Genomic DNA, 14,547 nt, shown 5'->3' on the forward strand with positions numbered 1-14,547 from the left:
GTGCAAGGGAGCTTGGGAATGTCATCGGAGAATGTTGACGGCGGCGCGGGGGCTCTCGTCGCCACGAATGCCGGGATGGACCGGGACGCCCTGCGCCGCGTGGTGTCCGATCTGCTGGGCATCGAGCTGACCGAGGCGGACGACGACAGCAATCTCTTCGAACTCGGCTTGCAGTCGCTGGAGATGATGAGACTGGCGACGCGACTCAGCCGTGCGGGTTCCGAGATCAAGTTCGCGCAGTTGTCCGACGATCCGCGTCTGTCGGCATGGTTCGCACTGCTGGCTCCCGCCGCCGACGCCGCGCCGGCACCACAGCCGCCGACTCCCGGCACGGCACACACCGACCGGGCGGACCAGCCCTTTCCGCTCACGGCGGTGCAACAGGCATATCTGATCGGCCGTGCCGACGACCAGCCGCTCGGCGGCGTCAGCTGTCATGCCTACCTGGAATTCGACGTGGCGCAGGTGGACCTGCCGCGCCTTGAGACGGCCGTACGAGCCCTGATCCAACGGCATCCCATGCTGCGCGTCGCGTTCGCCGACGACGCGACCCAGCACGTCATGCCGGAGTCCTCCTGGCCCGGCGTGACCGTCCACGACCTGGGCGGTCTCGCGGGCGATGAGGCGATGACCGCGGCGCTGGCGCTGCGTGACCGGCTGTCGCACCGGCGGCTGAACGTCGAGCGGGGCGAGGTCATCGACGTCCAGCTGACCCGGCTCCCCGAGGCGATGGACCGGCTCCACTTCAATGTCGATCTGCTCGCCTCCGACCTGGCCAGCATTCGCGTGCTGCTCGCCGATCTGGCCGCCCTGTACGACGACCCCGGCAGCCTGGACGACCTCACGTACACCTTCGGCCGCTATCTCGCGGACCAGGACGGGAGGCGCGCCGCGGAACGCGAACGGGCCCGCGCGTACTGGCAGCAGAGGCTGCCGTCGCTGCCGGGAGGGCCGAAGCTGCCGCTGGCGACCGACCCCGAAACCGTCGCCGTACCGAAGTTCGCCCGCCGCTCCTGTGCGCTCACGGCAGACGAGTGGCGCGTCATGGAGCGACGGGCGCGCGAGGCCGGTCTGACCCCGTCGGTGGTGCTGGCCACGGCGTACTCCATGATTCTGGGGCGGTGGAGCGGGGACGACCACTTCCTGCTCAATCTGCCGCTGTTCGACCGCGATCTCGACGCACACCCCCAGATCGACCGCATCGTGGCCGACTTCACGGGCCTGGTGCTGGTCGAGGTCGACCTGTCCGGCGGCAGCTTCGCCGACTGCGCGCGCACCATGCAGAAGCAGATGCACGAGGACATCGGCAACTCCGCCTATTCCGGCGTCGACGTGCTGCGCGACTTCCACCGCACCGACCTGGACGCGCCCCGCACGGCGCCGGTCGTCTTCGCGTGCGACCTGTCCGCCCCGCTGGTTCCGGACGCGTTCGCGGACCGCTTCGGCGAGGCGACGTGGATGATCTCCCAGACGCCGCAGATCTGGCTCGACCATCAGGTCTACCGCACCCGCGACGGTGGTGTGCTGCTGGTGTGGGACGCCGTCGAGGAGCTCTTCCCGGACGGTGTGCTGGACGCGATGCTCGGCGCCTACGAGACGCTGCTCCGCGGCCTGCTGGACGGCGGGTGGGAGACCACGCTGCCGGAGATACCGCTGCCCGCCGCGCAGCGCCGGCAGCGGGTGGCGGTCAATGCGGAGACCCGCACGGTGACCGGGAACCTCCTGCACACCGCGTTCTTCGAGGGGGCCGCCGCGCGCGCCGGGCAGCCGGCCCTGCTGTGGGGCGAGACGGCGGCGATGGCCCACGACGAGCTGGCGCGGCGCGCGCTGGGCATCGCCGGTGCGCTCGTGGAGCGCGGTGTCGGCCGCGGTGCGTACGTCGCCGTGATCGCCCCGAAGGGCGCCGAGCAGATCGCGGCGGTGCTCGGCGTCCTCGCCGCGGGGGCCGCGTATGTGCCCATCGGCGTGGACCAGCCGGCCGAGCGGCGCGCCCGCATCCTCGAACTCAGTGGCGCCCGCGTGGTTCTCGACGGCAGCGGGCTCCTGGAGCCGGCCGGGGACGGTACCGAGGTACTGCCGATCGAGGAGGCGATGCGCGCGCGACCACTGAGCGCACCGGTGCCCGCCGACCCCGGCGACACCGCCTACGTGATCTTCACCTCGGGCTCTACGGGCCTTCCCAAGGGGGTCGAGGTCAGCCATCGCGCTGCGGTGAACACCGTCGAGGACATCAACGAGCGGTTCGCCATCGGGGCCGGCGACCGGGTGCTGGCGGTGTCCGCGCTGGATTTCGACCTGTCGGTGTGGGACGTCTTCGGATTCCTCGCGGTGGGCGGCGCCGCCGTCCTGGTGTCGGAGTCCGGCCGGCGCGATGCCAACGAGTGGCTGGCCCTGTGCCGACGGCATGCGGTGACCGTCTGGAACACCGTCCCGGCGCTGCTCGACATGGTGCTGACCGCGGCCGACGACGCGTCGCTCCCGGCCACGATGCGGTTGGCCCTGCTGTCCGGCGACTGGGTCGGGCTCGACCTGCCCGACCGGCTGGACCGCGCGTCGGGCGGCCGGTGCCGGTTGGTCGCCCTCGGCGGCGCCACCGAGGCAGCCATCTGGTCGAACGCGTACGAGGTCACCGCGGTGCCGGACGGCTGGCGGTCCATCCCTTACGGAAAGCCGTTGCGGAACCAGAAGTTCCGAGTGGTGGACGGCCGCGGCCGGGACTGCCCGGACTGGGTGGCGGGCGAGCTCTGGATCGGCGGCACCGGTGTCGCTCTGGGCTACCGGGGTGATCCCGAGCTGACCGCGGCACGCTTCCCCGAGCGGGACGGCGAGCGCTGGTACCGCACCGGGGATCTCGGCCGCTACTGGCCCGACGGCAATCTGGAGTTCCTCGGGCGTCTCGACCACCAGGTGAAGATCAACGGATTCCGGGTCGAGCTGGGGGAGATCGAAGCCTGCCTGCAGGCGCATCCCGCGGTGGCGCAGGCCGTGGCCGTCCCGTTCACCGAAGGGCGCCGGGAGGTGGTCGCCGCCCTGGTCGAACGCTCGTCGGCGCCCGACCGGGGCGAGGCGGACGCCGGCCGCACCGCCGGGGACGGGCATCGAAGCGGCGCGTTCCTGCCGCCGGCGACCGGCGTGGCAACGGAGTCCGATCCGCATCTGCACGAGCACCACCTGGTGGAGGTGCTGCTCGCCGAGGTCGTCGCACCGCTGGTCGGGCCCGACGGCGGCGCGGCACGGTATGCGTCCGTCTGCGCCGAACAACGTCCGGTGGTGGACATCTGGCTCGACTACCTCGCACAGCGCTCCGTGCTGGTACGCCGGAACGACGCGGCGTACCAGCACGGCCCCAGATGGGACGAGGTCACCCGCCCGGAGTGGATCAAGCAGGTGCGCGAAGCGACCCAGGGGACACGCCTGGAGGCCGTCGCCACCGCGCTGGAATGGGCCGGGCCGCTCTTCACGGCCGTCCTCTCCGGCGATGCCGACGCCACCGCGCTGCTGGACGACCCGGTACTGGCTCCGGAGGCCCTCAACGATCTGATGCCGGGGACGGCCGGCTGCCTCGGGGCCGTCGCGCACGACCTGCGGGAGCGTACCGCCGGCACCGCGCCCTGCGCCGTCGCGGAGTGGGACGTGACCGGCGGCCGCGGCACCGCGCGGCTGCTCGCGGAACTCGCCGCCGACACGGTCGAGTACACGCTGCTCGGCGCCTCGAAACCGGCCCTGGCCAGGGCCGAGACCCTGCTGCACGAGCACGGGCACATCACGCGCACCGCGTTGCAGGGCGCCGCCGCGATCGCCGCGCAACACGTCCACGTCTTCGACGCCGTCGTGGCGAACAACGTCCTGCACCGGATGCCGGACCCGGAGGCGGCCGCGGCCACCATGGCCCTGCTGCTCGCGCCGGGCGGGCGCCTCTACCTGCTCGAACGGGAGTACCCGACGCCGCTCGCGCTGGTCACCGCCCTGCCGTTGGAGGCGCGCGCGGGGAGGTTCGACGAGGAACGGCCGCACTCCGCCTGGCTGTACGGCCGCGAGCGATGGACACGGGCCTGCGCCGAGGCCGGACTGGGTGACGTCCGGGTGCTGCGCACCGAGGCCACCGGCGAGATCCTGCTCGTCGCGGACCGGCCCGCGACGGCGCACGGAATCGACGCGGAGCAGATGCGCCGATGGGCGGCGGACCGGCTGCCCGAACACATGGTTCCCGCGCACCTCGCCGTGCTGCCCGTGCTGCCGCTCAGCGCCAACGGAAAGGTCGACCGGCGGCAGATCCAGACCGTGCTCGAACAGTCCGTCGACCGGCCGCGTGAGGTGGGCGATCCGCCGCAGGGCGTCACCGAGACCTTCGTCGCCGAACGGTGGACGAAGCTGCTCGGGCTGGATTCGGTGGGCCGGGACGAGAACTTCTTCCGGCTCGGCGGCGACAGCCTGCTCGCGACGCGCTTCGTCGCCGAGGTGCGCGGGGCGTGGGGCGTCGAACTGCCCATGCGCGAGGTCATGCGCACACCGACCGTCGCCGGGCTGAGCGTGCTGATCGACCGGCTCGGTTCCGCCGGCGGCGAGCGGCCGGCCGACGGCTGGGACAACGGCGACGATTGCGAAGAAGGTGCGGTGTGAACGCCAACGATCTGCTCGAAGAGTTCCGGGGCGCCGGTATCCGCCTGTGGCGTGAGGGGCAGCAGCTGCGGTTCCGCGCTCCCCGCGGCGCGATGACCGACCGGCGTCTGACGGAGCTGCGCCGCTGCAAGGCGGAGCTGCTGACCGTCATGGCCGACACCGCCGCGAGCCCCGAAGCGGGGCGGCCGCACGGCGGCGATCCGGTGTGGCAGGCCCGGCCCGAGGCGCGCGAAGAGCCCTTCCCGCTGACCGACATCCAGTCGGCCTATCTGTTCGGCCGCAACGCGGCCTTCGACTACGGCGGCGTCTCCTGCCATATCTACCTGGAGTTCGAGTATCCGGCGGATCTGGATCCGGACCGGCTGCAGCAGGCGTGGGACGGCCTGGTGCGGCGCCACGACACCCTGCGGACGGTCATTTCCGAGGACGGCACCCAGCGTGTCCTGCCCGTCCTGCGGGACACCGGCATCGAGGCCGCCGATCTGCGCGGAGCGGCCGGCGAAACGGTCGACAAGGCGATCGCCGCCGTCCGCGACGAGCTCTCCCACAAGGTGCACCCCGCGGGCGAACGCCCCATGTACGAGCTGCGCCTGACCTTGGCCACCGAGCGCAGCGTGCTGCATGTGTCGGTGGACTTCATGGCCCTGGACTGGCTCAGCATGCAGCAGGTGCTGACCGAGCTGGACCGCCGCTACCAGCAGCCCGACTGCGAACTGCCCCCGGTGGAAGCCACCTTCCGGGACTATGTGCTCGCCGAGCGCCGGCTGCGGGACACCGAACGCTACGCCCGCGACCGCGCGTACTGGTGGAACCGCCTCGACGAGCTGCCCGGCGCGCCGGCGCTGCCGCTGCGCGACGACCACGATCCGGCGGCGACGCCGCCGCGCTTCCGCCGTCTGACGGCGACGCTGGACAACCGCGTGTGGCAGTCGCTGAAGGCGCGCGCCGCCGAGCACGGCATCACCCCGGCCAACGCGGTACTGGCGGCGTACGCGGAGACGATCGGCCGCTGGAGCAGCGCCGAACGGTTCTGCCTCGGGCTGCCCGTGCTCAACCGGATGCCGTTGCATCCGCAGGTGGACCGGCTGCTCGGCGACTTCACCTCGCTGAGCCTGCTCGCCGTCGAAAACGAGGGCAGGAAGAGCTTCGCCGAACGGGCCCGCGCACTGGGCGAGCGGGTCTTCGACGACCTCGATCACCGGCTGTGCAGCGGAGTGGAGGTGCTGCGCGAGCTCACCCGGCGCCGCGGGCGTGAGGCGGCGGTGCTGCCGGTGGTGTTCACCGGAAGCATCGGTGTCGGGGGCGTCGCGGTATCGGCGGCGGGCCGTAAGACGCGACCGGTGTACGGCATCAGCCAGACACCGCAGGTGTGGATCGACTGCCAGGTCGGCGACCAGTACGGCGGCCTGGACATGAACTGGGACGTGCGGGAGGGGATCTTCCCCGACGGCATGGTGGACGAGATGTTCGCCGCGTTCGAGGGGCTGCTGCACCGGCTGGCCGGGAGCGACGGCCCGTGGGAGGCGGTGGATCCGCAGCCGTTGCCGGACCGGCAGCGCACCCGCCGGACCGCGGTGAACGCGACGCGGGCGCCGGCGCCGGACGGTCTGCTGCACGACCCGCTCGTGGCGTACGCACGCGCGCTCCCGGACCGGGTCGCGGTGATCGACACCGCCGGATCGCTGACCTACGGGCAGTGGCTGGGGCGCGCCGCCGCGGTGGCCGAGCGGCTGCGGGCCGCGGGGTGCCGCCCCGGCGACTTCGTCGGCGTACTGATCGACAAGAGCCGGGAACAGGCCGTCGGGGTGCTCGGTGTGCTCCTCGCGGGCGGTGTGTACGTTCCGGTCGACCTCGGCCAGCCCAGGGTCCGCCGGGACCGGATCCTCACCGACAGCGGTGCCGGGTTCGCGGTCGTCGCCGACGCCGCGACCGGCGCGCCACCGCCCGGCGTCCGGGCGGTGGAAGTGGCCGGTGTGCGGCCGGTCCCGCTGGCCGAGATTCCCGACGGCCCCTCGGTGGCACCCGGGGAACTCGCCTACGTCATGCACACCTCGGGTTCGACCGGCGTACCCAAGGGCGTGATGATCAGCCACCACGCCGCGGCCAACACGGTGCACGACATCAATCACCGCTTCGGCGTCGGCGACCGTGACCGGGTGCTGGGCCTGGCGGCGCTCAGCTTCGACCTGTCGGTCTACGACCTGTTCGGCCCGCCGGCCGTCGGCGCCACCCTGGTGCTGCCGGACCCCGCTCGCCGCGGCGACCCCTCGCACTGGGCCGCGATGGTGGCCGAGCACGGTGTGACGCTGTGGAACTCGGTCCCCGCGCAGCTGCAGATGCTGATGCACTATCTGGACGTCGAACCCGCCCGGCTCGCGAGCCTGCGGCTGGCGCTGCTGTCCGGCGACTGGATCCCGCTGTCGCTGCCCGGTCACGCCGGACGGCATGTCCCCGACGCCGAGCTGGTCAGCCTGGGCGGGGCGACGGAGGCGGCGATCTGGTCGATCTACCACCGCATCGAGACCGTCGAACCGCACTGGCGCAGCATTCCGTACGGAACTCCGCTGGCGAACCAGCGCTTCCATGTGCTCGACGCCGCGCTGCGGGACCGGCCCGACCTCGTCGTCGGCGAGCTGTACATCGCCGGTACCGGCCTGGCGACGGGCTATCTCCACGACCCCGAGCGGACCGCGGAGCGCTTCATCCGGCACCCGGAGACGGCGGAGCCGCTGTACCGCACCGGTGATCTCGGCCGCTATCTGCCGAACGGCGAGATCGAGTTCTCCGGCCGCGCGGATCAGCAGATCAAGATCCGCGGACACCGGATCGAGCTGGGCGAGATCGAGGCGGTGCTCGGCGAGCACCCGATGGTGGGCACCTGCGTGGCGCTGGCAGCGGGCAGTGACGCGTTCGAGCGGGCACTGATCGCCTTTGTGATACCGCGGCAGCAGCCCGAGCCCGCCGACGGCACGGAGCTCATCGGATGGGTGGCCGAACGCCTGCCCGCGCACATGGTTCCGGCGCGGGTGCAGATCGTCGAAACGCTGCCGCTGACACCCAACGGAAAGGTCGACCGCAAGCGGCTGCTCGCGTCGGCGCCGGTGCCCGGCGCGCCGCGGGGCGAGTCCTGCGAGCCGCCGCGGCCGGGCCTGGAAGGGCAGCTCGCACAGCTGTGGGCCGAGGTGCTCGGCGGCGAACTGCCCAGCCGCGACCAGGGGTTCTTCGACGCCGGCGGCAATTCGCTGCTGGCGGCGCAGTTCGTCGGCCAGGTGCGCGAACGCCTCCCCGAGGCGGCGCAGGTCACCTTCGACGTGCTGCTGCGCGCTCTGCTGGACCTGCCCACGGTCGCCGGTCTGGCCCAGTGGCTGCAGTCCGCCGTCGCGTCGGTGCCCGCCCCGGTGACGACTGCGGCGGCCCGGCAGTCGCCGCTGATCCCGCTGGGCGGATCGGGGCGGGGACCGGTGCGGCTGCTCGTACACGACGGATCGGGCACCCTGGCGCCCCACCAGGCGCTGATCACCGAACTCGCCGCAGGAGCACCGCTGTTGGGGCTCGCCGTACCCGACAGTGATCGTCTCCTCGACCTCGCCGCGCCGGACCTCATCGAGGAGCTGGCCGCCGGCTACGCGCGCGAGGTGCAGGCCGCCGGATTCGACGACGTCGAGATCATCGGCTACTGCCTCGGCGGCCCGGTCGCACTGGAGTTGGCCCGGGCGCTGAGCGAGGCGAATGTGACGGTGCGCCGGCTGACCCTCGTGTCCAGCCACCGCATTCCGTACCCGCTGCACGACGCACTCGCGGTGGACTACCTCTTCGCGCGGGCGATGGGTGCCGACCCGGCGGCCCTCGGCTGGCCCGCCGACGAGGCGGCGGTCGGCCGGGCTCTCACGGCCGCGCTGGCCGGTTCGCCGACGGCCTTGGCGGAGGGTGCCCTCGGGCGGGTGGCGGGGGACGAGCAGCTGGAAACGGTCGCCGAGCGGTTTTGTGCCCTCGGACGGCGGGACACCGCCGAACGCCGGGCGGAGCTGCACGACGCACTCGCCGGTGCGGACCCGGCGCGCGGCGACAGCGGTCAGGTCGCGGCCATGCACACTGTCTTCGCGCGGACGCTTGAGGCGGTGGCGTGCTACGAGCCGCAACCGTACGCGGGGGACATCACCTTCCTCCGCCCGGCCGGGCCCACCGGCCTCATCCCCGGCCCGCAGGACGATGCGACCCGGTTCTGGCGCGAGGTGTGCCTGGGCGACCTGACGGTGGTCGACCTCCCCGGCGATCACTTCAGCTGTCTCCAGGCGCCGCATGTGTCGCGGACGGCGGACGCGATCACCTCGCCGCAGGGGGAGGGCCGATGACGCGCGCGACATCGGGCCCGATGCGCGTCGTCGTGTGCGGTACGCGCTTCGGCCAGGTCTACCTCTCGGCCCTCGCCCGCGCCGAGCCCGGGCGCTACCGGCTCGCCGGCATCGTGGCACGGGGCAGCGCCCGGTCCGTGGCGCTCGCCGAGGAGTACGGCGTCCCGCTGTACGACACGGTCGAGCAGCTGCCCGAGGACATCGACGCCGCCTGTGTCGTGGTGTCGACCGCGGTCGGCGGCGGCCGGGGCGTCGAGCTGGCCCAGGCCCTGCTGGAGCGCGGGATCCATGTGCTCCAGGAGCATCCGGTGCACCCGACCGAGCTGGCGGACTGTCTGCGGGTGGCGCGCCGGGCCGGGGTCCAGTACCAGGTCAACACCTTCTATCCGCACCTCGAACCGGTCCGGCGGTTCATCTCGGCCGCTCGTCGGCTGGTCCAGCTGCGCCGGCCGGTGTTCGTCGACGCCATGTGCGCGGTGCAGGTCTCCTTCGATCTGCTCGACATCCTGGCCGGGATCTTCGACGGTCTGCGGCCCTGGTCGCTCGCTCCGCCCGCCGGCCAGGCCGGTCGCCCGCTGGTCGGTGTGGACGGGCAGATCGCGGGTGTTCCGCTGACGCTGCGGGTGGAGAACCGGATGCAGGCGGGGGACGACAGCTCCAGCCTGCTGCTGCACCGGATCACCATCGGCACCGACGCGGGCAACCTGATGCTGGCCAACACCCATGGCCCGGTGATCTGGAGCCCGGTGCTGCACCTGCCGGAGGACGCGACCGGACAGTTCCTCCCGGGGCTGTCGGACGGGGCGGAGCGGTGGCCGCACGGTCTCGGCGTCACCGGCGGCTATGTGGGCGCGGCCGAGACGCCCACCTGGGCGACCGTCCTGCACGAGGTGTGGGGGGACGGGGTGCTGGCAGCCATGGACGCGTTGCGCGAGCGCATCGACACGGGGGTGGACCCGTTGCACGGCAGCCAGCGCCATCTGACCGTCGCCCGTGCCTGGAAGGAGCTGACCGAGGCGCTGGGGTATCCCGAGGTGGCCCACCCCGATTCCGGAGACCCGCTGACGGTCGCCGATCTGCGGAACGGCCGTTCTCCGGGCGGTTGTTGAGGGTTGTCCGACGCTGTGTCCTCCTGTTGGTGGCTCATCGGGCCGGTCCGGGGTAACGTAATATCGGAACGCGTTTCAAAATGGATGGGAGACCGATGAATGCGATCGACCCCGCTGCGGTGAGGGAGCGGTCCATGCCGTTATCGGAGGCCGCTTCCGCAGCGAAACCGAGCATCAAACGGCTGTTGCGCCCGTATGCCTGGAGCTTTGCGGCCCTCGTGATCCTGCAGGTGATCGGCGCCCTCGCGGGTCTGGCGCCGCTGCTGGCGGTCGTCGAACTGGGGCGGACCCTGCTGGTGCCCGGCCCGATCGATCATGATCATGTCCAGGTCGTCGTGATCGCGGGTGCGGTCGGCATGTTCGTCCGGCTGCTGTTCACGGCCGCGTCGTCCGGCATCGGGCACATCGTCGACGGCCAGGTGCAACTGACGTTCCGTCGGCAGCTGGCCGCGCAGCTGGGGCGGGTACCGATCGGCTGGTTCTCCCGGCGCCGGACCGGCGAGCTGGCGAAGGTGGTGGGGGAGGACGTCAGTGCGGTGCACCCGTTCATCGCCCACACCCCCGGCGAGCTCGTCTCCGCATTCGTGGTTCCGCTGGTGTCGCTGGTCTACCTGTTCACCATCGACTGGCGGCTCACCCTGATCACGCTGGTACCGGTGGTGCTGGCCATGGCGATGGTCCCGCTGATGATGACCCCGGCCCGGGAGCGCGAGCAGAAAGAGTACGACGCGGCCATGGGGCGGATCTCCAGTTCGGTCATCGAGTTCGTCCAGGGCATCGCCGTGGTGAAGGCGTTCGGCGGAGCCGAGCGCTCCCACCGCAAGTTCCTCACGGCCGCGGACGATTTCGTCAGCATCTTCCGCCGCTGGGTGCGCGGCATCTCCGCGCCTGCCGCGGGGATGCAGCTGGTGCTCTCGCCGCCGTTCGTGCTGCTGGTCGTGCTGATCGGCGGTACGGCGCTGATCACGGGCGACGGGCTGGCCCCCGCCGACCTGCTGCCCTTCCTGCTGCTCGGACTGGGCCTGACCGCTCCGGTGGCGGCCCTCGGCCACGGCTTCGACGAGCTGCAGGCCGCCCGGGCCGCGATCGGCCGCATCCGGGACGTGCTCGGGGTGCAGTCGCTGCCGGAGCCCGCGCACCCGGTCGCGCCGCAGGGACACCGGGTGGAGCTGCGTGGTGTCCGATTCGGTTACGAAGCCGACCGCGAGGTGCTGCGCGGAATCGACCTGGTGCTCGAACCGGGGACGGTCACCGCGGTCGTCGGGCCGTCGGGCAGCGGAAAGTCCACGCTGGTCCAGCTGTTGCCGCGGTTCTTCGACCCGACCGAGGGCTCCGTCGTCCTCGGCGGCGTCGATCTGCGCGAGCTCGGCAGCCGGGAGCTCTACCAAACGGTCTCGTTCGTCTTCCAGGACGTTCGCCTGCTGCGCGCGTCGGTCGCGGACAACATCGCCCTGGCGGTGCCCGACGCCGACCTCGACGACGTGGTGCGCGTCGCCCGGCTGGCGAACATCCACGACCGGATCCTCGAACTGCCGCACGGATACGAAACGGTGATCGGCGAGGAAGCCGGCCTGTCGGGCGGCGAGGCCCAGCGGATCTCGATCGCCCGCGCACTGCTCGCCGACGCGCCCGTCCTGGTGCTCGACGAGGCGACCGCCTTCGCCGACCCGCAGACCGAACAGGCGGTACGCCAGGCACTGGCGACGCTGGGGAACGACCGGACGATCCTGGTCATCGCCCATCGCCTGGAGACGGTCGCCGACGCCGACACCGTCGTGATGCTCGACAACGGCGAGATCGTCGAGAGCGGCAAGCCCGCCGAAATGCTCGCGAAGAACGGGAAGTTCGCCGCGTTCTGGCAATCCCACCAAGCGGCGATGGCCGACGAGGGCGAACACCACGGTGGCGTACTGCAAGGAGACGAGTCCCGATGATTCGAATGCTGCTGCGCGTGCTGGGCCACGAGTACGCCCGGCCGATGCGACGCACCGTGGCCCTGATGACGACGACCGCGATCGCCGAGGGCCTGTCCTACGCACTGCTGGTTCCCGTGCTGCGGGCACTGTTCGGGAGCAACCCCGGCGACGCCTGGCCCTGGCTGATCGCGTTCGGTGTCGCGTTCGTGGTCTACGCGGCGCTGCGCTACACCAGTGACCTGTCCGGATTCCGCGTCGGGGCCTCGCTGCTGGGCGGCATGTACCACCGTCTGGGCGACCATCTGGCCCGCCTGCCCATCGGCTGGTACAGCGCAGGCCGGGTCGGGGAGGTCTCCGTCCTGGCCAGCCGCGGCGTCCTGCAGGCGATGAGCGTGATCGCGCATCTGCTGGCACCGTTCGTCTCCGCGTCGGTGACCCCGCTGACGATCGTCGCCGTGATGCTCGCCTTCAACTGGCAGATGGGGCTGGCCGCGTTGGTCGCCGTACCGATCGTGGCGGCCATCCAGATCTGGACGGGACGCTCGATGGCCGCCGGCGACGCCGAGCGCGCCGAACGCGACCATGACGCCACCGGGCGCGTCATCGAATTCCTCCAGGCCCAGCCGGTGCTGCGCGCCGGCGGCCGGACCGGCGAGCGCTTCCGGCTGCTCGACGACTCGCTGCGCGAGGTCCAGCGCGCGTCCCGCCGCGCCACGCTGTCGGCGCTGCCCGGCGCGGTGGGCCTGACGCTCGCGGTGCAGACGATGTTCACCGTGCTGCTGATCCTGGGCGCCTACCTCGCGCTCGGCGGCAACATCGGTGCCGCGGAGGTGCTGACGATCCTGGTGCTGGCCGCACGCTGCGCGGATCCGCTGCTGTCGCTGTCGGACATCGGCGGCAAACTCCGCGGCGCACGCTCCGAGCTGGCCAGGCTCGACACGGTCCTGCGCACCGAGCCGCTGCCGGAGGCCCGCGAACCGATCCGCCCGGAACGCCATGACCTGGAGTTCGACTCCGTCGCCTTCCGGCACGGCGACCGCACGGTGATCGACGAGGTGTCGTTGTCCCTGCCCCAGGGGCAGCGGCTGGCCGTCGTCGGACCCTCGGGCGCGGGCAAGAGCACCCTGCTCCAGCTGCTCGCACGGTTCTACGACGTGGACGCCGGCGCGGTGCGCGTGGGAGGCGTCGACGTGCGCTCCATCGACACCGAGGTGTTGATGTCGCAGATCGCCATCGTCTTCCAGAACGTCTACCTCTTCGACGGCACGATCGAGGAGAACGTGCGCCTCGGCCGCCCCGACGCCTCCGACGCCGAGGTACGGGCGGCAGCGACCGCGGCGCGGCTGGACGAGGTGATCGAGCGGTTGCCCGGCGGATGGGCGACCGATGTCGGTGAGGGCGGCGCGCTGCTGTCGGGCGGTGAGCGCCAGCGTGTCTCGATCGCGCGAGCGCTGCTGAAGAACGCGCCCATCGTGCTGTTGGACGAGGTGACCTCCGCACTGGACCCGGTCAACGAGGCCGCCGTCCACGAGGGGATCGAGCGCCTGATGGCGGGCCGGACCGTGGTGATGGTCGCGCACCGGATGCGGACCGTCCGACGCGCCGACCGCGTGGTCTTCGTGGACGGCGGCCGGATCGTCGAGGAGGGCAGCCACGACGAGCTGCTGCGCCGCGAGGGCCGCTACGCCGCCTTCTGGAACATTTCCATGGCACCGGCAGCGGGGGAATAAGTCGAAATGGTTGCCGATCCTTTGTCACGGGACCGTCGCGCCGGCGCGTTTCGCCGCCTCGCGCCGCGGCCGTACGCCCGGGCCCGAGTGCTGCTGTTTCCGCATGGCGGCGGCAGCGCGAGCTACTACCGGCCCTGGGCCGCGGCGGCACCCTGGGACATCGAATTCCTCTCCGCCCAGTACCCGGGCCGGGAGGACCGCTACTCCGAACCGGTGCCGGCGGACATCCAGGGCATCGCCGCCGCGTTGGCGGCCGATCTGCCGGACGACGGACCGCCGCTTCCGACCATCCTGTTCGGGCACAGCATGGGGGCCGCCGTCGGCTACGAGGTGGCCCGCCGGCTCTCGGCGGCGGGCCGGCCGCCCAAGGGACTGGTCGTGTCGGGGCACCCCGCCCCGCAGCTGACGAGGCCGGGCCGGGTGCATCTCGGCAGCGACGACGAGCTGGTCCAGGAACTGCGCCGCACCGAGGCAACGCATCGCGACATCCTCGACAACGCCTCGCTCATCCAGGCGTTCCTGCCCATCATCCGGGGCGACTACCGGCTGAGTGAGACCTATCGGCCCGCCCCCGGTGAGCGGCTGCGCATCCCGGTCACGGTGCTCTACGGCGATCGGGATCCCGAGATCGATCCATGGGAGGCCGAGGGATGGCGCGAGGTCACCGACGGCTCGTGTGACATCCGCACCTTCGAGGGCGGTCACTTCTATCTGGACGAGCACCGCGACCCGGTCATCGAACTCCTCACGGCGCAGGCACGCATGGCGTCCGAGGCGTCGGCGATCGCATGGCCGTCCATGCCGTGACCGCTCGCGCCGA

The 14,547-nt window shown here is 71.9% G+C and carries 6 protein-coding genes; all 6 read left to right on the forward strand.

Annotation, left to right across the window (positions count from 1 at the left end; genetic code table 11):
* Positions 1-18 precede the first annotated feature (18 nt).
* The 6 genes from ACWD6P_RS06485 (at position 19) to ACWD6P_RS06510 (ending at position 14,534) form a co-directional block, all read left to right on the forward strand.
* Positions 19-4,620 (forward strand): amino acid adenylation domain-containing protein, encoded by a 4,602-nt coding sequence (locus ACWD6P_RS06485; protein WP_451442901.1) that lies wholly within the window; start codon positions 19-21, stop codon positions 4,618-4,620.
* A complete protein-coding gene (locus ACWD6P_RS06490; protein WP_451442902.1) occupies positions 4,617-8,972 on the forward strand; it encodes an amino acid adenylation domain-containing protein in 4,356 nt (1,451 codons plus the stop codon). The genes ACWD6P_RS06485 and ACWD6P_RS06490 overlap by 4 nt, the downstream gene beginning before the upstream one ends.
* Complete coding sequence (locus tag ACWD6P_RS06495) at positions 8,969-10,081, forward strand: Gfo/Idh/MocA family oxidoreductase (RefSeq protein WP_451442903.1); 1,113 nt, start codon at positions 8,969-8,971, stop codon at positions 10,079-10,081. The genes ACWD6P_RS06490 and ACWD6P_RS06495 overlap by 4 nt, the downstream gene beginning before the upstream one ends.
* 134 nt (positions 10,082-10,215) lie before the next feature.
* Entirely contained in the window at positions 10,216-12,015 is a 1,800-nt protein-coding gene (locus ACWD6P_RS06500; protein WP_451442904.1) for an ABC transporter ATP-binding protein, read from the forward strand.
* Positions 12,012-13,727 carry an ABC transporter ATP-binding protein gene (locus ACWD6P_RS06505; RefSeq protein ID WP_451442905.1) on the forward strand — a complete coding sequence of 572 codons (1,716 nt, stop codon included), beginning with the start codon at positions 12,012-12,014 and terminating at the stop codon, positions 13,725-13,727. Before ACWD6P_RS06500 ends, ACWD6P_RS06505 begins: the two co-directional genes overlap by 4 nt.
* A gap of 87 nt (positions 13,728-13,814) precedes the next feature.
* Positions 13,815-14,534, forward strand: coding sequence for a thioesterase II family protein (locus ACWD6P_RS06510; protein WP_451442906.1), 720 nt, complete (start codon positions 13,815-13,817; stop codon positions 14,532-14,534).
* Positions 14,535-14,547: the final 13 nt, after the last annotated feature.

This window comes from Streptomyces sp. NPDC002446 (assembly GCF_053595675.1).